Consider the following 18,418-nt stretch of genomic DNA (forward strand, 5'->3'; position numbering starts at 1 on the left):
GAAATCTCCTCCTTCTTTAACGATATGCGCTGTAATAATTCACGACACCCTGTGCCACTGCTTTTGCAAACTTCTGCCGATGCGACGCGCTCATTGCAAGCGCCTCATCCGACGGATTCGACAAAAATCCGCATTCAATCAAAATACCCGGACGCTGTTTGCTCCGCGTCACATAGAAGTTATAATGCGCATATTTGTTCCATTTACTTGACGGCATCACACCTTGCACCTCTGCCTGCACTGCTTTTGCAAGCGGCTGTGAGAACGGTGTGTTGTAGTATGTCTGGACGCCATACGGCCCTGAATCATTGCCGGCTGAATTATAATGCACCGAAATAAACAAATCACAGTTGCTCGTATCACCGTACTGTGCACGCTGTTCAAGCGACAGATATGTATCGCTTGTCCGCGTCATGACAACCGTTGCACCACGTGCACGAAGCTCGTCTGCAATCGCCTGCGCCTGAAGCAGTGCAACTTCTTTTTCGTCCACGTCTTTTCCGGCTGTTGTACCCGGGTCCCATCCGCCGTGACCGGGGTCAATGCAGATTTTTACGCCCGACAGATTGGAGGTTGCACCATGGTTAAACCGAAGCACAAGTGTATTTGACGAATATTCCGCATAGCAGCCGTAGTATTTTCCGGTTTTGCGCATTGTCAAAATGATCTGATACCGATACATTTTGAATTTCGAATCATAGATCCGCTGTGTCTTTGCACCGGAGAAAATCGGACTCGACGAAAGATTCATCGCCACATTTTCAGCCTGCAGCTCGGATGCATAATCGAGTGTGATCGTGACCGTGTTGGCTGCAAACTGATAACTTGCACCGATTTCATCCTCGTCACTGACAGGACCGGGCGACAACGCAATCGAAAACGGCGCATTCCAGTCAAGCGCAATGCGGAACACAGTTTCTGTCCCCTCCACGCCGGCTTTTAAGCTGTTGATTGTATTATTGCCGCCAAATGCCAGATTTTGAATCGTAACATCCGATGATTTAATGGTTGTGCCTGAACGAAGGTTTAAATAACTTCCGTTTTTGCTTTGAATAACGTCACGGGTATTTTTCGGAAGCGGGAACAGCACACCTTCTGCATACGTTGGCGTAGACAAATACGGATATTTTTCGGCATACGTGCTCGTCACGACCGCATGCTGCAAAACAGCGCCACCGCCTTGACCGCCGCTTCCGCTCTCTTCACCGCCGCCCGACGATGAACTGTCCGAACCGTCGCCGCCCGATGGCTCATCCGTTTTCATGACCGTGATCGAGCCGCCGCGCTTGGATTCGCTCATGCCCGCATACGTTGCATAGACCGATACGCTGCCGAGTTTTTGATCCGACGAAGTCGACTGCGGACAAGTATAGCTTCCGCTGTAGTAAACATACAGCGCATCCGCAGTATCCGCAGCACCGCTGTCCTTCTGAGTCAGACGGATCGTTTTTCCGTTTAATGTCGCAGAAACGGACGCCCCCTTGTATGCCATTGCACCGATCTCCAGTGTTGTGCCGCCGACAACCGTCATACTCTGTGACGGCGTTACGCTGTCAATAATTTTTACGCGGCGCTCCACCGTATAGACAACGGTTTTTCCCTTATGCTCCAATTTGATTTCATTTTTGCCGATTTTTAAGTCGACCCACTCACTGAAGCCGCCTTTTTCCGAAGGTTCGATCACTTCACCGTTTAATTTTACTTCCTGTGTCGAGTCAAAGCTTCCGCGGAACTGAACGGATTCCTCGTATGTCACAGTGTTCTTCTGTGCAGGAAGCGTGATTTTCAAATCCTTAAACAATTCATCCTCTGCATACTCGTTCTGATAATATTTCATGAGCAGCGTGAATGCACCGTTCGGATCAGTGAGCAAATGAGAAAATCCCGTGAATACACTGCCGTAGTAATTGCCCGATTTGAGTGCAGTGGAAACCTGGCGTGCAAGCTCATCCGTGCCGTCAAATCCATTCGGCGCGCACGCTTTTTCACCTGCGTGTGTCACCACCATCGGCAAATTCTGCTCTTTGCAAACGGTTCCCCACTGCGAAACGGCATCCGCAAACGGAACAGCCGCATCATCCAGCGCATACGGCACTGACACATTCAAAAAGTCATAGTTTCCGCTTTTTGCAGTCTTCAAACTGTCAAAATAGCCGTCATCAAACGAAGCAAACGGCGCTTTCGATCCTTCTTGCCGCTGGCAGACCGCCGAAACGGAAAGGCCTACCGGAAGCGACGGGTTCACCGCATGAACTGCCTGTGCGACGCGTGCACTTGTTCCTTCGGAAACCGAACGCGCCCAGTCTTCAAACGAAGCTGCGGAGCCTGCGTTCATATACGCCTGATACAGCGCACCTGTTTTCTCCAACGTGCTCTTTGTAATCATGATACCGGTAAGCGGATAGTTTTGCACCAGTTCAGCCGAGACATCTTCCAAAAGCTGCGGCGACGCAATGCCGGGAATATCATACTGTGTGCCGTCTGCCGCCAAGAGCGTAGAAATCGGCAGCGCCGCATAGACCTGGATGCCTTTTTCAGCGGCTTTTTCACACAGCACCGACAGCACGTCAACCGCTTCCGATTTGAGCAGATCCGATGCAAAAAGCGCCTGCCCGTCTTTTAACACATCGACAAACAGCGTGTTCATTTCATACGTTTCCATGTTCGAAACGAGCGTATCAGCCTCCGCAGTGACAGACGTCTCATCCATCTGCAAAAAGCTGTCTGTGCCCGGTTGAATCCAAACCGCACGAATCTGATCGGGAATGGTTCTGTCATAGATCGACTCTTCTTCGGATTCCTCCAGTGTTTCGTTTGTACCGGTTGTCTGGGCAGCAGCAAGTGCCAGACGCTGATTTTTTGCCATCAGCCAATAGCCAAACACAACCGATGCTGTTAACACCAGCACGCCCAGCACTGCCCCAAGACTCAAAACAGCTCGTTTCGCTGTTATTTTCTTCATCCTTTCACTTCTTTCCTTCCTGTCTAAGCCGTTTTATCTCACTATTTGATATTGTCATATCGATATAAACACCAGCCGGCCGCTTTGCCCGATACGGAATCTGCTTTCTGCCGTTCGATGATATCGGACCCGTATTTATACGGTGCCAAACCGATATAAAGCTTCACGCTCGACGCTGTGACAAACGACTTCCATTTTTCAAGCGTCATTGTAAACGGCTGGACGGTGTGCGCATAGTCCCAGTAAATCTGCGGCATCACGTAGTCGATGTAGCCGGATTTACTGCACCAAAGCGCAAGATCCGTCGAGAGATATCCGGTATCGGACGCCGGCAATTTGCTGTCTGCACGGAATCCGCCTGCCGGACTGACGCCGAACTGCGCCGAACTGCGCACCGATTTCACGGTTTGATACAGCGATTTTACAAGCGCTGTATTGTTCGCTTTTGCCTGTGCAGTCGTATCGCCGTACTTTGACGGCGCATCGGCATAGAAATAATCATCAATATGGATGCCGTCAATCGCATAATTCGTAAGCAGTTCCTTTGCACCCGCTGTAATCAAGCTGCGCACCTCGGCATTGCCGGGCTTTAGCCACCAGGTACCGCTGACATTCACCATATAATCATCGCGATTTGACGCACGGTACCATTTTCCGATTGCATACGACTGATCTACCTTTTGCATATCTCCGTCTTTCATCAGACGATACGGATTGATCCATGCATGAACCGAAAGCCCCTGCGCCCTTGCCTGTGCAACGATGATCTGCATCGGATCGTATGAAAGCGCTTTTCCTGTCTGACCGCTCACGGTTCTTGACCACGGAAACAGCTTCGACGGATAAATCGCATCGCCAAACGGACGCACCTGCACAAACACAGTGTTGATTCCCTTTTGCTTGCAGGTTTTCATCATGGATGCAATTTTTGTGGTAAACGTCGACTGCGACGAACCGGCAAACGCAGAAAGCTCGATATACGAAATCCAGACGCCGCGCATTTGTGCGGTCTGCGGATTAGAGGGCGTACTGCTGCTCCCGCCAGCTGACGGCTTGGAACTGCTTCCCTGCGAAGATCCGTTTGAACTGCCTTGCGACGACGATCCGTTCGAACTGCTTTGTGACGATGATCCGCCGGGCGATTCATTTGAGGAATCCGACGAAGAAGCAGTGTCCGATGCACTGTCAGACGTGCTGCTTAAAGACTCTGACGCCGCTTCATTTGCTGATTCAATTTGGTTCATTAAATCACCCATCACAGACTCCGGTTCCTCACTCTGGTCTGCGATGGAGTCCACGATTTCTCCCGATTCCATAAGCCATGAAAGCTCATCGGGTACATATGGCTTACACGCGCCAAACAGTACTGTGACCGCCAGCACAGCGGCCAAAAGCACTCGTTTTTTCATACGATACTCCTTATCAAACACACCGTTTTTATTTCACATCAAAATCATCTGACTGAATGTCCTCAAGCGGACGCAGACGCGCTTCCTCAAGCTCCATTGTGAACTGCTCAATGATTTCATCCGTTGTCATATCCATAAACGACGGACGCGACGTCACGCCGGACTCCTGTTTGGTTTTTATTTCAGAAGATACAGGCTGTGTTTTTGTTTCGCTGATCACCGGCGTTTGTGTCACCGGCGGCTGCGGTTCGGGTATTGTCTGAGTCGATTTGCCGATTTCAGCCATCAGCTCATCGAGCAATGCATCCACGCCTTTTTCATAATCAAAACGAGTGCTCTGTTGTTTCGATACCGGCTGCGGGTTCTTTTTGGCAATCGTTTCTTTTAAAATATCAGCCACAGGCGGCTGCGGGTTCAGCTTGTCTTCCTCCGCTTTTGCCGGCACTGGTTCTTTCACTGTTTCAACAGATTCCGGCACTGTTTTCTGCTTTGGTTCCTGCTCTGAATCTTGTTTCGGTTCCTCGTTTTTTTGCAGATCGACAGTTTCTTCAGTAACCGAAACGTTTTCATTGATCATATCAATCCGGAGTGTTTGTTCAGATTCTGTTTCGTCTGCCTCTTCCTGCACCATTGCCTCTTTGATCCGACGCCGGTGCGCCAAAAATGACAGCACAGCAATCCAGACAATCAAAACAAAAAACGGCACTAAAATCATCACAAAAAAGCCAACAGGCATCCGCACAAAGTCAAACAGCGTACCTACCCCTTTGACCACGTACGCCACAGTGCCAAGCACCTGCGCCGGTGTAATCGTCATCAGCTGCGGAGAGGATGTGCGTGTCACAATCTGAAAACTGCCGTCGTTCTCCGCCAAAATACGCGCAAGAACAAATCGTCCATCGATCAGCTCTTCGTTCGGAAGATCGGTTGTATTTTCAATTAAAACGCAGTCTCCCACTGCATACGGTCCGTTTTGCGACATCACCACCAAATCACCGCGCACGAACGGTTCCTGTGCTACATCGGACGTAATCGGCACAAAACCGTTTCCAAACAATGCCGGTACAGTTTCAGTTTCTCTCGCACGCACGTCAATCCAGTTGACCGTAATCACAAACGTCACCGCACAAATCAAAATGAGTGCCAGCAACACCGTGACACCTCTTCTGACAATCGCGCCACCTGCTTTCTTTTTCTTTTTCTTTGCCATTTGCTTTTCCTTTCTTTTTTCTGTGTCTTGCTGCGCATCAAGAAAACAGCTGCTCAAAAAAATTGGGCTTTGCCTTTTTCTCCACTGCAGACAGTGAATCACTGCGCACCAAAATCGTATCCTCGCCGATTTTTTCAATCTCGTTCCACGGAATTGTCAAATCGGCGCCGCGGCCGAATAAGCCAAACAGCCGCAGCTTCCCAAAGACGACGACTGCACGCACCTGCGCGCTTTCGGCGTCAAATAAAATATCATCCACAAAGCCGATTTTCATACCGTCTGTCACGTTGATAATCTCTTTGCGTTTAAACGAAGTAAAATTTGCTGTCATATCGCGTTTCCCCTTTTTTGCATTCCTATGCAAAAAAGGCGCGTGTTATTCCTGCCAAAATGCGCGGGTGCACTCGTTTTCGGGATTGTCCTCATAAATCCTGTGCGCAGAAAGAAGCTGTTTTTCAAGCGAATCACGCACTGCGCGATACGATTCGTCATGATACAGATTGCAAAGCTCGTTCGGATCGTTTTGAAGATCAAACAGCTGTGTGCAGTCCGGATTATTTTTATACCGAAGCAGCTTAAACCGACGGTCTTTCATGCCGCGGATGAGATGCGTGTACGCAAGATACAGTGTTTCACGCGCCGGTGCATCCTCGAGCAGTGTCGGCAAAAAACTTTTGCCCTCGACAGGCGCCGGGACTTCCATCCCACAGAATTCACACAGCGTCGGATAAATGTCCATCAAATACACATAGGCATCGCGCCGCGCACCCGCAGGAATGCCCGGGCCACGCAAAATCAGCGGCACACGAATGCTGTGTTCATACAGATTCTGTTTGCCCATCAAGCCATGACGTCCCACAGCCAGTCCGTTGTCACCGGTATACACGATGATTGTGTTTTCAAGCTGGCCGGTACGGCGCAGTGCATCGATCATTCTGCCGACATAGGCGTCAATATGCGAAATCATTGCATAATAATCTGCAATGTGTTGGCGAACTTCCTGTTCTGTGCGCGGATAAGCGGCGAGATTTTCGTCGCGGTCCTCGCCGATTGCCGGATTGATGCCAAAATCAAACGGATGTGATTCCATAAAGTTTTCAGGCAGCGAAATCTTTTTTGGATCATACATCTTTTTAAATTCTTCCGGCATTGTCCGCGGATCGTGCGGCGCAAGCATTGCCGTATAGAGGAAAAACGGTTTTTCATGTGGCTGCTCAATAAACCGGACAGCCGCATCGGTGAAAAGCTCTGTCGAATGTTTTCCGGCTGTAATCCGCTCCGCGATCGTATCCATCGGGTGATTGCAATGCAAAAAATTCGGCGTAGTGCGCACAATGTGATCGTACACACCGTCTTCGTGATAGCTGTTCACCGGCACATTCCAGTGATCCCACATGCCGCCGAAAAAGATTTCGTCACCGCCGCAGAAACTGCGCGCATACGACTCTGTGCCGTTGTGCCATTTACCGATGCCGAACGTTTCATATCCGTTTTTTAGAAACTGCTCACCCATTGTCACATCGGTTTTCGGAATTTCCTGTCCTGCGCCGTACAGATGGAACAGCGTTTTTCCGGAGTTGATCATCGCACGGCTCGGCATACACACAGCGCCCGAGGTGCCGCCCGGAATATGCGCGTGCGTAAACGCAGTACCCGACTCTGCCAGCCAGTCAAGGTTTGGGGTGTGGATGTCATCATTTCCAAGCGCATGAATCGTATCAAAGCGCTGGTCGTCTGCCAAAATGAACAGAATATTCGATCTGTTTGCCATCATGTTCCCTCCAATTTCTTACGGTTCATCGACAAAAAAGCGTTCTTTTTTTCGGATCGCACTCTTTGCAGCTTCTGCTGCTGCGGCTGCATCAATCACATAGGCGTCCGCCTGAAGGACTTTTCCCATATGAAGCTGCGGCTCGGTCAAAAGATCGGCAAGCCGGTCATACCGCTGAATCAGCGGACCGAATGCGTGCGGATAATAAATTTTCCGCACCGTATGTTTTTTGCCGTCTGTGAGTGTGTATAAACATGGCTGGCGTCCCACGGCATACCGCACGCGCGCCATTTCCTCCACACCATGCATGAAGGTATTCGGGCGCAGTCCGCATCCGAGCATCAAAATCTTTCCGTGGAGAAGCGGCAGCTGCCAAAACGGCGAATGCGGTCCGACAGGCGTTTCATCGAGCGCATGCCAAACCGTCATGCTGTACGCATATTTTCCCCACGCACAAACCGAATGCGTCGGATGGACGCTCCGATACTGTGCATATTTCGTGCGAAAGCACTCCGACAGTGCACCCACACAGCTTTTCGTTTCGCGGATATCAAACACCGGCGACTGCCTGGTGACAGTTTCATAGGAAAGAGCGGGAATCAGCAGTGTTCCCTGGTCGGTCAAAATCTCCATCAATGTTTCGATCACTTCTTCTGCACGAAGCTCCGGCACACCGAGTGCGTGCATCGAAGAATGCACCAGCAGCACATCGCCCGCTTGAATGCCAAGCCGTTTTAAATCAATCATCAGTCGTTCTGTATATTTCATGCAGCATTCCTCCGTCTGCGTATTGTCATACCTATACAGTTTTTATTGTACTGAAAATCACATCTTTTTTCAAGTGCATTCCCGCTTTTTTGACAGGAAAATCCCGCCTGCCGCTTCTTGCATTTCGAATCAAAATATGATATAACCAGCTTAACAGTATCAGAATAAAGGAGGAGCTTTCCATGCCGGATATGCTTGTAAATCTCTCACACGATCATTCGTGCGGCGACCTGATTGCCGCATTGAAAGAAGAAGGAATCTTCATCAAACGCGCAATGGCGCCCGATCTTTACGAAATCATCGCATTTGTTCGCGAGCAGTTTAATGAAAAATGGGCAGGCGAAACAACCAAAGCGATTTTGAACACACCCGCTTCCTGCTTCATTGCCGTAAAAGACAAAAAAGTCATCGGATTTGCGTGCTATGACGCAACCGCACGCGGCTTTTTCGGTCCGACCGGTGTGCTCGAATCGACACGCGGCAAAGGTGTCGGCAAAGCACTTTACTTAAAATGTCTGTGTGACATGTGGGAGCAGGGCTATGGCTACTGCATCGTCGGCGATGCAGGTCCGGTTGATTTTTATAAAAAAACATCCGGTGCTATCGTCATTGAAAACAGCTGGCCGGGTGTCTACGGAAACTTGGTCGGTGTATAATCGCGCCATACAAAAAAGCGTCTGCGATGCAGACGCTTTTTTCATTTATGATATTTTCCGCCCGACTGAATCTGAAATGCGCGGTACACCTGCTCGAGCAGCATAATGCGTGCAAGCTGATGCGGAAATGTCATCGGCGACATCGAAAGCTTGAACGCGCCGCGCTGTTTGACCTCATCCGAAAGACCGAACGAGCCGCCGATCACAAATGTGATCGTACTCTCGCCGCAGTTTGCAAATGAAGCGATCTTCTCCGCAAGCGCGGGCGAGGAAATCGTTTTTCCCTCGATGCAAAGCGGCACACAGACGCCTGAAAGCTTTGCAAGAATCTGTACGCCCTCTTCCGTCAGTCCCTTTTGAATCTGGGCTTCGCTCGGTTTGTCCGGCAGACGGTATTCGGACAGCTCCACGATTTCAAGCTTGCAAAAAGCGCCGAGCCGTTTTGCATATTCCGCCTGTGCATCACGCAGATAGGACTCTTTGAGTTTTCCGATACAGACAATTCGGATTGTTAACATGGCTGTTCTCCCTTTCTCAAAGCGCAATCACCTTTCCGCAGTTCTGCGGCGGCGCCACCATCAGTGAAACGTCTTCGTTTATTACAGCACCCGCCTTTGAAAGTGCAGAAATCGTTTTAAAATAGGCAAGCTCCGGGCGGTTGTTCTGTTCACTTAAATGCCCGAGCAAAAAACGCGTCGTCCCATCCGCAAACAAGCTTGCCACCGTATTGGCACAGTCCTCATTGGAAAGATGTCCGTGCGACGATGCAATCCGGCGCTTTAAATAGGACGGATACGGTCCTTCTTCGAGCATCTGCGGATCGTAGTTTGATTCAAGCAGAACAAGTTCACTGCCCTTTAACCGGTCATAGATCTCTTCGGTCATGTGACCAAGATCGGTGCAGGTGCAGACATACCGCCCGTCCGGCAGTGTCACACGATAGCCGAGCGAATGCGCGGCATCGTGCGGTGTTTCAAAGGCAGAGACAGAAAGTCCCGCAAATTCCGCCGATTTATGCTTGATTTCACACACAGTTGCGCCTGCCGGAATCATATCCTTTTCAATCAGCGCTTCAAGTGTTTTGCGTGAACCGTAAATCGGCACGTTTAACTGTTTTGCTACAACCGGCAATCCTTTGATATGGTCACTGTGCTCATGCGTGATGAAAATAGCACGAATCGCATTCCGTTCGATCGAGGCAAGTGAAAGCTTTGAAAAAAGCTGCCGTGCCGACAGCCCGATATCAATCAAAACGCCGGCTTCACGCGTTCCGAAATACGTTGCATTCCCTTTTGAAGAGGAACACAACGGATAACAAAATGGCATGGGTCAAGGTTCTCCTTTTGATGTCAACGCAAAAAAAGGGTGCCTTGCACCCTTTTTCTTTGATACGAAAATATTACAGTGCTTTTGCAATCTCGCTGTCCGGCACGACAATCTTTTTGATATCGGCACCGAGCATTTGCAGTTTCTCTTCAATGTCCTCATAACCGCGCTCAATATGGCGGATATCTTCAATTTCCGTCACACCGTCAGCAACCAGTCCGGCAATCACCATTGCCGCACCTGCACGCAGATCGGTTGCTTTGACCGGCGCACCGGAGAACTTTTTCGGACCTTCAATGATGGCGACACGTCCGTCTACAGAGATCTCCGCACCCAGCCGGCGCAGCTCATTGACATAGCGGAAACGGTTGTCCCAAACACCCTCGGTGAGCAAAGAGGTTCCCTCCGCCAAACATAAAAGCACTGCAATCTGCGGCTGCATATCGGTGGGGAAGCCCGGATGCGGCATTGTTTTGACGTTTGTTTTCACATAGGGCTTGTCCCCGGTGACACGAATCGCATCGTCAAACTCTGTCACAGTGACACCGATGCTCTGAAGTTTCGATGTGATCGATTCAAGATGTTTTGGAATGACGCCGCGAATCAGCACATCGCCGCGCGTCGCCGCAGCAGCCACCATATAGGTACCTGCTTCAATCTGATCGGGGATGATGTTGTGTACTGTTCCGTGCAGTTTTGTGACGCCGCGCACTTTAATCACATCAGTACCGGCGCCGCGCACTTCTGCACCCATCGCATTCAAGAAGTTTGCCAAATCCACAATGTGTGGTTCTTTTGCGGCGTTTTCGATGATGGTTTGTCCCTCGGCAAGCACCGAGCACAGCATCGCATTGATCGTTGCGCCAACCGTTACCACATCAAAATAGACATGTGCGCCTTCGAGTTTTTCGGCAGACAGCACAACAACGCCCGATTCCACCTCGTGCGTCGCACCCAGCGCGGTAAAGCATTTTAAATGCTGGTCAATCGGACGTACACCGAAATCACATCCGCCCGGAAGCGGCACTTTCGATTCGTGGAATTTACCCAGCAGTGCGCCCATGAAATAGCTCGATGCACGCATGCGTCTTGCCATCTGATACGGCACTTCCGGCGTTTTGATGCCGGTCGGGTCAATTTGAAGCGTATGTTTATTGATAACGGTGATTTTCGCACCCATTTCATTTAAAATGTCGACAATGCTGGAAACGTCGCTGATATTGGGGATATTCTCAATGACACAAGGTTCATCACAAAGGATGGTAGCCGGAAGAATTGCAACGGCTGCATTTTTGGCACCGCTGATTTCAACTTCGCCGACCAAACGATGGCCGCCGTGAATCATGTATTTTTCCAAATCGTTCGCTCCTTTACATACTATCGATTATAGTATAACATAAAACAAAAAAGAATACAAAGATTTTCACAAAAAAACAATCGGATTCTTTTGTTTCGAATTTGTACAGAAAAACGAAACCGTCCGCCCAAAAAAGCGCAGGAATCATGCCGCTCTTTCGCTGATGCAAAGCGGCCTTTTTACCATACACGGTTTTGCGTTCATTTGTGTAAACAAAATTTTAAAATTCATGCTTGTATTTTTCGTTTGGTTGCGCTATCATAATCACGAATTGGTTGTCCCCGCCTGGGGATCGTAAAAAGAGAGGAGATATTTGAATGATCGATTACACAAACTATGTTGACACGAACATCGGCACTGTAGGCCATCTGCTGACCTCCACATCGCCGAGTGTTTTGTCCCCGCATGGTGCGGCTGTGGTTGCACCGCTGTTTCGTCCGGGCATGAAAGACCGCTATAACTCCGACAAAATTTTCGGATTTTCCGCAGGTCTTACAGCTGTGATGCCGACCGCTTACGAAGACCATGCACCCGACTACATGAAAACGGCAAGTGTGTTTGACCACGATATGGAAACCGCACGCCCTGATTTTTATGAAGTTCTGCTTGAAGACCACGACATTTTAGAACGCCACACCGCTTACAAAAACACTGGTGTGTTCTCGTTTACATTCCCGGAATCGTGCGAACCGGCTGTCGTGTTCTACACCAAGTTCTGCACAGCATACAAACACGAAGGAAACCTGCTCGCATTTTTCGCCGCAAGACATAAAAACGACGCGCCGTATCTCGGTACCATTTTTGCGCTCAGTGATGTCGTTTCCGTCGAAGCATACGACATTACCACCCCGCAGGACTACCGCCCGCACATCAATGAAGAGGCCAAAGCAGTTGTTGTACGCTTTTCCTCCCGCGAAGTGACGCTTCCGTTTGCTGTATCGTCGCTTTCGATGGAGAGCCTGTTCGAATGCGCACAAAACGGCATGCTGTCGCGCTCGTTTGACGAAGTGCGCAGCGACTGCAACGCCGCATGGAACGACGTACTCGGCAAAGTCCGTGTACAGGGCGGCAGCGAATCGCACCTGCGTTCATTCTACACCGCAATTTACCGTGCCGCTTCGAGAATGCACAATTACAGCGTAAACGGCAAATATAAAGGCTTCGACGGCAAGATTCATGACGACGAAGGCCATGGCTATTATTGTGACGACGGTATCTGGGACACATTCCGCGGCATGCACCCGCTCCAGCTTCTGCTCGAGCCGCAGGTACACGAGGACACACTTTGTTCCTATCTTAGAATGTACGAGCAGAGCGGATGGCTGCCTCGCTTCCCGTATTTAAACGGCAATATACCGTGCATGCTCGGTCATCACACCGTTTCTCTGTTTGCAGAAGCTGCTGCAAAAGGTGTTTCGTTTGATCTGCCGCTCGCATATGAAGCAGCATACAAAAATGCAACAAAGCGCACCATGCTTCCGTGGCGCGACGGTGAAGCAGAAGATCTGACCAAATGCTATTATGAAAACGGCTTCTTCCCGGGCCTTGAAGAGGATGAAGAAGAAACCTGCGATGCTGTTCATGAATTCGAAAACCGTCAGTCGGTTGCCGTCACGATCGAGCATTCGTATGACGATTGGTGTGTTGCACAGCTTGCCGCAAAACTCGGTCATCACGACGAAGCCGCACTGTTTTTGAAACGGGCGCTTAATTACCAGAACGTCTACAACAAAGAAACCGGCTTCATGCATCCGAAAAAAGCGGACGGCACCTTCACAAAAGAATATAATCCAAAATTCTGCGGCGGTCAGGGCGGACGCAAATATTTCGCTGAGAACAACGCTTACATTTATAACTTTGCCGCACAGCACGACATCCCGGGCACCGTCGAGATGATGGGCGGCAAAGACGCATTTGCCGCAAAACTCGACAATCTGTATGTCGAACAGTATGACGGCGTGCTCAAATCGACATTCCTCATGCAGTATCCGGATGCCACCGGCCTGATGGGTCAGTTCTGCATGGGCAACGAACCGAGTTTCCATATTCCGTATCTGTATAACTACTGCGGACAGGCATACAAAACACAGCGCAAAATCCACGAAATCATCGATATGTGGTTCCCGGATTCCCCGCTCGGCATCTGCGGCGACGAAGACGGCGGCGCAATGAGTGCATGGATGGCATTCTCCGCAATGGGATTCTACCCAGTCAACCCGGCAAGCGGCAACTACGACATCGGCAGTCCGATTTTTGACCGCGTGGAACTGACACTGCCAAACGGCAAGGTCTTCACCGTCATCGCTGAGGGTGCTTCCGGCAAAGCAAAATACATCCAGTCGGCATCCTTAAACGGCGAACCACTAACCGCCCCGCTGTTCAGCCACGCACAGATGATGGAGGGCGGTGAGCTTCGTCTTATCATGGGCGAACGTCCGAACAAAGCACTGTTTGCGGAATAAAATCGTTATATCGCTAAAAACGCCTCCTTTCAATCGGAGGCGTTTTTCTTTTTTCAAAAATCGTCAATTTACCGTTGACTTTTCCGTTTCCGGTGATATAATAAACATATGAACAATGATTCATATGATGAGGTGATCAAATTGACAGAAGCAGAGTCCCCGCGCTGTGACTATCTCCATGCGCACGACGAACTGGTCGAAGCGGTGAACGAGCGGATGCCAGACGAAGAAATTCTCTACGATCTGGCGGAGCTTTATAAAGTATTCGGCGACAGCACACGCATTAAAATTTTGTATGTCCTGCTCGAATCGGAGATGTGCGTCTGCGATATCGCACAGCTTTTGAACATGAGCCAGTCGGCGATCTCACATCAGCTGCGTGTTTTAAAGCAGTCAAAGCTCGTGAAATACCGCCGCGACGGCAAGGCTGTGATGTATTCGCTCGCAGACGAGCACGTCAAAACAATCATCAACCAAGGTATGGAACACGTTGAGGAATAACAGGGAGGATTTTTGATGAAACAGACATTTAAAATGGAGAATCTTGACTGCGCAAACTGTGCAGCAAAAATGGAAGCAGCTATTGCTAAAATTGACGGTGTAGAAGATGTATCGATCAGCTTTCTGCTTGAAAAAATGACACTCGAAGCCGATGAATCCCGTATGGATGACATCTTAAAAAAAGCACAGAAAGCCTGCAAAAAAGTTGACGCGGACTGCCGCATTGTTCTGCCGTAAAGGGGTGTTTTCTAAGATGAAACTGACAACCAAACACAAGAAAACGCTTGCCCGCATCATTGTGTCCGTCGTATTGCTGCTCATCGCCTGCTTTTTGCCGGTATCCGGATGGCTCAGACTGTGTGTATTTCTTGTGCCATACCTGCTCATTGGATGGGATGTGCTGTTTCATGCAGCCCGGAACATTCTGCGTGGTCAAGTGTTCGACGAAAACTTTCTGATGGCATTGGCGACTGTCGGCGCATTTTTCCTCGGCGAATATCCCGAAGGCGTTGCCGTGATGATCTTCAGCCAAGTGGGCGAATTGTTTGAGAGCGTTGCCGTCAACCGCTCGAGAGATTCCATTCGAGCGCTGCTGAGTATCCGTCCCGAAACAGCCACTGTCAAACGGGACGGCAATCTTTTGACCGTATCGCCCGACGAAGTACAGATCGGCGAAACGATTGTTGTTGCTCCGGGCGAACGCATTCCGCTTGACGGAACGGTGTTGACCGGTGAATCGTTTGCAGACACATCTGCACTGACCGGTGAGTCTGTTCCGCGCGTTCTCTCTCCGGGCGACACGGCGCTGAGCGGCTGTATCAATCAGACAGCGGTCATCGAAATCGAGGTAACAAAACCGTTCACCGAATCGACTGTTTCCAAAATTCTCGAGCTTGTAGAAAAAGCCGCCTCCCGCAAAGCGAAGACCGAAACGTTTATCACGCGCTTCGCCAAATGGTACACCCCCTGCGTGGTCATCGGCGCAGCGATTCTCGCCACCCTGCCGCCGCTCATTCTGCAAACCGGATTTGCCGAATGGATTCAGCGCGCGCTCATTTTCCTCGTTATTTCGTGCCCGTGTGCGCTTGTCATCAGTGTTCCGCTCGGATTTTTCGGCGGTATCGGCGCGGCATCAAAACGCGGTATCCTCATCAAAGGCAGCAACTATTTAGAAGCGCTTTCCCATGCACAGACGGTCGTATTTGACAAAACCGGCACACTCACAAAAGGCAGATTTTCCGTTTCCGGCGTGTTTGCCGCAGACGGGTTCACCGACGAACAGCTCCTTTACTACACTGCGGCTGCTGAATCGTTCTCCTCTCACCCGATTGCACAGTCTTTAAAAGCCGCCTGCACCGATGCACAAAACGCCTCTGTCGAGCAGGCATCCGAACAGGCAGGTCACGGCGTTTGTGCCATTGTTGACGGTCATACAGTCATTGCCGGAACGGAACGCTTCTTGGCTTCGCAAACCATTTCCGTTTCACCGGTCAGCGAGCCGGGAACCATCGTATACACAGCGGTGGACGGCAGATTTGCCGGTGCAGTGCTCATCCGCGACGAAGTAAAACCGCAGGCCGCACAGGCAGTCGCTCAACTGCACGGCGTTGGCATCTCGAAAACGGCAATGCTTACGGGTGACTCCGCTGTAATCGGCAAACAGATCGCCGCCGAAGTCGGTATTGATGACGTTCACGCAGAACTTTTGCCGGATGCAAAAGTGTCGGCGCTCGAAACCATCGCTTCTTCCACAGAAAACGGTACGCTTGTCTACACCGGCGACGGCATCAACGACGCACCGGTACTCGCACGCGCAGACGTCGGTGTGGCAATGGGAGGACTTGGCTCTGATGCTGCCATTGAAGCAGCCGATGTCGTCATCATGGACGATGATCCGACAAAACTCACCGATGCCATCCGGATTGCAAAACGCACCATGCGGATCGTCAAACAGAACATCGTATTTGCGCTGGGTGTCAAATTCGCTGTGCTGATTCTGGGTATTTTCGGAATCGCCACCATGTGGGAAGCGGTATTTGCAGATGTCGGTGTATCCGTAATTGCAATTTTGAATGCAATGCGTGCACTGCGGTACCAAAGCTCATCCGAAAAATCAAAATAATCGAACGCTAAAAAGCCCGCCGAAGATCTTCGGCGGGCTTTTTGTTATGGATGTGTTTTAAAATAAGGCGTGTCTTCAGTCGTGCATTCACACAAATCCCAGAGCATGCGCCGGCAGTTATCAAACGCTTTCTGCGGATTTTGTTCATATGGTACCGGATTTTGCTGTGCAATATCCGCTTTCATCAGCGTCAGATACTCCTCAAACGTTTGACTGTCGATCTTTTTGCCGATGCAATCGGCAAATTCTGCCCGAATGTAGTCACATGCTTTTTCATAAGACGGCGCTTTGGGTCCTACAAGCGATCCCTCCGACCGAAACGGCAGCCGATCTTCAAACAGCGCACGCACTTTAGTCACATACGCCTGCTGATCGGTTTCAAACAACGCAAAATCAACGCTTGGACTTCCCTGCTCATGCGCAATCATCTCAGCAAGCACCGTGCTGTCAATGCGGTCTTCGTATTCCTTGCCGACCGCATCGATCGCCTCCTTGCGGTTTTGATGCGCAGCCTGCGGCGGCAGTTTTTCACTCTGCTCGCCGGTTTCCTCTTCCGGTTCCGATCGTTTCGGCGGGTCCGGCGCAGGAACAGAGGTTTCCTGTTTGTCTATCAAATCGGGGATCAGCGTGCTTTCTTCTGTTTCCGTATACTGCTTACAGCCCGTGCACAAAACCGCTACCGCAAGCAACGCAATGATTCCACTCAAACAAATTCGTTTCATACAATCACCTAACTTTATGATTCTCCGTCGAGCTTAATCACGGGGTCCCCACGGAGACTGAGCACCATGACGTTCTTGTCCTGCGGTGAATGTTTCATAAAACGGAAGTGATTTCGGGTCCTTGAGTTCATAAAAATATCCGTCGATTTCGAGCATGCATTCTTCCTGTTCATCAATTTCCGGATTCAGCCGATAAAAATAGATACGATACTCTCCCGACTGCGTTTTGAACGCTGCAACGCCAGGTCCGCCGCCGACAGTGTCCTTCCTGTCCGGTGCTTTTTCGATACGTTTCACCTCGGCACTCTGAATGAAATCCGTCCACATCTTCACCAAATCTTCATCGTCGAATACTGCCCAATCGGCTGAATCCAGCGGCATATGCTCCTCTATTTCCAAAATCGGTTCTTCCAGAAGTTCTTTGTACTGCTTCATTTCCCGAAGCGGCTCCCACTGCGGCGGTTTTTGATTTACAAGGAAAAATGAAACGCAAATGACCGCCGCAATACAGATCGCACCGATACAAATCAGCACGATTTTTAATGGTTGCTCATAGGGTTCGCCTCCTATTTTGAATTAAAATAAAAAACGCGCATTCCTGTTCATTGGAATCAACCCCTTAAGATCATCCGTAATTGGTGTTATTTTCTTGTCAATCTCATTATATCAACCTTATTATAATATGTCAACAGTTATCAAGATATATAAATCAATTTTCTGAATATATTTTTATTTGCGCCTAAGGCGCACCTGCGGTGGGCACGCCGCGCACGCAGAGACTGCATATTTTCTTACTTTGATTCCCGCGTCAAACTTCGCCGCGAGCGTCTCACTCTATAAAAACAAAAAACCTGCGGCCGCGGCGCCTAAGGCGCTTTGATTCCGCGCACGCAGAAACTCCATATTTTCTTACTTTGATTCCCGCGGCAGACTTCGCTGCGAGCGTCTCACTCTATAAAAACAAAAAACCTGCGGCCGCGAATTGCTGACCGCAGGTCTGGTGCTGGTGACCGGAATCGAACCGGTACGAGGGAAAGCCTCACGGGATTTTAAGTCCCGGGCGTCTGCCAGTTCCGCCACACCAGCACAAAATTACTTTATTATTATAGTAAAAAAACAGCCGCTTGTCAAGAAAAATCTCTTCAAACACAA

At 49.9% G+C, this 18,418-nt stretch carries 16 protein-coding genes and 1 tRNA gene; 5 read left to right on the forward strand and 12 right to left on the reverse strand.

The genetic code is table 11. The features are described 5' to 3' along the window. Positions 1 to 16 precede the first annotated feature (16 nt). From H6A12_RS02645 to H6A12_RS02670, 6 genes are read right to left on the reverse strand one after another with little or no spacing between them, the layout of a single operon-like run. Complete coding sequence (locus H6A12_RS02645) at positions 17 to 2,962, reverse strand: N-acetylmuramoyl-L-alanine amidase (protein WP_204444499.1); 2,946 nt, start codon at positions 2,960 to 2,962, stop codon at positions 17 to 19. A gap of 41 nt (positions 2,963 to 3,003) precedes the next feature. Further along, complete coding sequence (locus H6A12_RS02650; protein WP_204444501.1) at positions 3,004 to 4,371, reverse strand: glycoside hydrolase family 10 protein; 1,368 nt, start codon at positions 4,369 to 4,371, stop codon at positions 3,004 to 3,006. Between the two features lie 28 nt (positions 4,372 to 4,399). Continuing rightward, on the reverse strand, positions 4,400 to 5,581 hold the full coding sequence (locus H6A12_RS02655; protein ID WP_204444503.1) for a hypothetical protein: 1,182 nt from the start codon (positions 5,579 to 5,581) through the stop codon (positions 4,400 to 4,402). 37 nt (positions 5,582 to 5,618) lie between these two features. Further along, entirely contained in the window at positions 5,619 to 5,912 is a 294-nt protein-coding gene (locus H6A12_RS02660) for a YlmC/YmxH family sporulation protein (protein WP_204444505.1), read from the reverse strand. A 45-nt stretch (positions 5,913 to 5,957) separates the two neighbouring features. Next, a complete protein-coding gene (locus tag H6A12_RS02665) occupies positions 5,958 to 7,355 on the reverse strand; it encodes a sulfatase-like hydrolase/transferase (RefSeq protein WP_204444507.1) in 1,398 nt (465 codons plus the stop codon). A gap of 15 nt (positions 7,356 to 7,370) precedes the next feature. After that, the gene (locus tag H6A12_RS02670; protein ID WP_204444509.1) at positions 7,371 to 8,120 is read right to left on the reverse strand and encodes an AAC(3) family N-acetyltransferase; all 750 of its coding nucleotides are present in this window, start codon (positions 8,118 to 8,120) and stop codon (positions 7,371 to 7,373) included. Between the two features lie 182 nt (positions 8,121 to 8,302). Here H6A12_RS02670 and H6A12_RS02675 point away from each other — a divergent pair, with 182 nt between their 5' ends. Next, positions 8,303 to 8,776, forward strand: coding sequence for a GNAT family N-acetyltransferase (locus H6A12_RS02675; protein WP_204444511.1), 474 nt, complete (start codon positions 8,303 to 8,305; stop codon positions 8,774 to 8,776). 41 nt (positions 8,777 to 8,817) lie between these two features. Here the strand turns inward: H6A12_RS02675 and rlmH are convergent, their stop codons facing one another. From rlmH to H6A12_RS02690, 3 genes are all read right to left on the reverse strand, one after another. Beyond that, positions 8,818 to 9,294: a 23S rRNA (pseudouridine(1915)-N(3))-methyltransferase RlmH gene (rlmH, locus tag H6A12_RS02680; RefSeq protein WP_204444514.1), complete on the reverse strand. Its 477-nt coding sequence runs from the start codon at positions 9,292 to 9,294 to the stop codon at positions 8,818 to 8,820. A 16-nt stretch (positions 9,295 to 9,310) separates the two neighbouring features. Beyond that, positions 9,311 to 10,102, reverse strand: coding sequence for an MBL fold metallo-hydrolase (locus H6A12_RS02685; RefSeq protein ID WP_204444516.1), 792 nt, complete (start codon positions 10,100 to 10,102; stop codon positions 9,311 to 9,313). Between the two features lie 73 nt (positions 10,103 to 10,175). Further along, on the reverse strand, positions 10,176 to 11,459 hold the full coding sequence (locus tag H6A12_RS02690) for a UDP-N-acetylglucosamine 1-carboxyvinyltransferase (protein WP_204444518.1): 1,284 nt from the start codon (positions 11,457 to 11,459) through the stop codon (positions 10,176 to 10,178). 317 nt (positions 11,460 to 11,776) lie between these two features. Here H6A12_RS02690 and H6A12_RS02695 point away from each other — a divergent pair, with 317 nt between their 5' ends. From H6A12_RS02695 to H6A12_RS02710, 4 genes are all read left to right on the forward strand, one after another. Beyond that, positions 11,777 to 13,921 carry a GH92 family glycosyl hydrolase gene (locus tag H6A12_RS02695; protein ID WP_204444520.1) on the forward strand — a complete coding sequence of 715 codons (2,145 nt, stop codon included), beginning with the start codon at positions 11,777 to 11,779 and terminating at the stop codon, positions 13,919 to 13,921. Between the two features lie 108 nt (positions 13,922 to 14,029). Then, complete coding sequence (locus tag H6A12_RS02700; protein WP_204444522.1) at positions 14,030 to 14,422, forward strand: ArsR/SmtB family transcription factor; 393 nt, start codon at positions 14,030 to 14,032, stop codon at positions 14,420 to 14,422. Positions 14,423 to 14,437: 15 nt separating this feature from the next. Beyond that, complete coding sequence (locus H6A12_RS02705; protein WP_204444524.1) at positions 14,438 to 14,659, forward strand: cation transporter; 222 nt, start codon at positions 14,438 to 14,440, stop codon at positions 14,657 to 14,659. A gap of 22 nt (positions 14,660 to 14,681) precedes the next feature. Further along, the gene (locus H6A12_RS02710) at positions 14,682 to 16,544 is read left to right on the forward strand and encodes a heavy metal translocating P-type ATPase (RefSeq protein ID WP_204444645.1); all 1,863 of its coding nucleotides are present in this window, start codon (positions 14,682 to 14,684) and stop codon (positions 16,542 to 16,544) included. 44 nt (positions 16,545 to 16,588) lie between these two features. Here the strand turns inward: H6A12_RS02710 and H6A12_RS02715 are convergent, their stop codons facing one another. The 3 genes from H6A12_RS02715 to H6A12_RS02725 all read right to left on the reverse strand — a co-directional run bounded on the left by H6A12_RS02715 (position 16,589) and on the right by H6A12_RS02725 (position 18,352). After that, positions 16,589 to 17,266 (reverse strand): hypothetical protein, encoded by a 678-nt coding sequence (locus H6A12_RS02715; protein ID WP_204444526.1) that lies wholly within the window; start codon positions 17,264 to 17,266, stop codon positions 16,589 to 16,591. 33 nt (positions 17,267 to 17,299) lie between these two features. Further along, complete coding sequence (locus H6A12_RS02720; RefSeq protein WP_204444528.1) at positions 17,300 to 17,701, reverse strand: hypothetical protein; 402 nt, start codon at positions 17,699 to 17,701, stop codon at positions 17,300 to 17,302. 563 nt (positions 17,702 to 18,264) lie between these two features. Next, positions 18,265 to 18,352: transfer RNA gene (locus H6A12_RS02725), tRNA-Leu, on the reverse strand. Positions 18,353 to 18,418: the final 66 nt, after the last annotated feature.

Origin of the sequence: Merdimmobilis hominis (genome assembly GCF_016901855.1) — a bacterium.
GTDB lineage: Bacteria > Bacillota > Clostridia > Oscillospirales > Ruminococcaceae > Paludihabitans.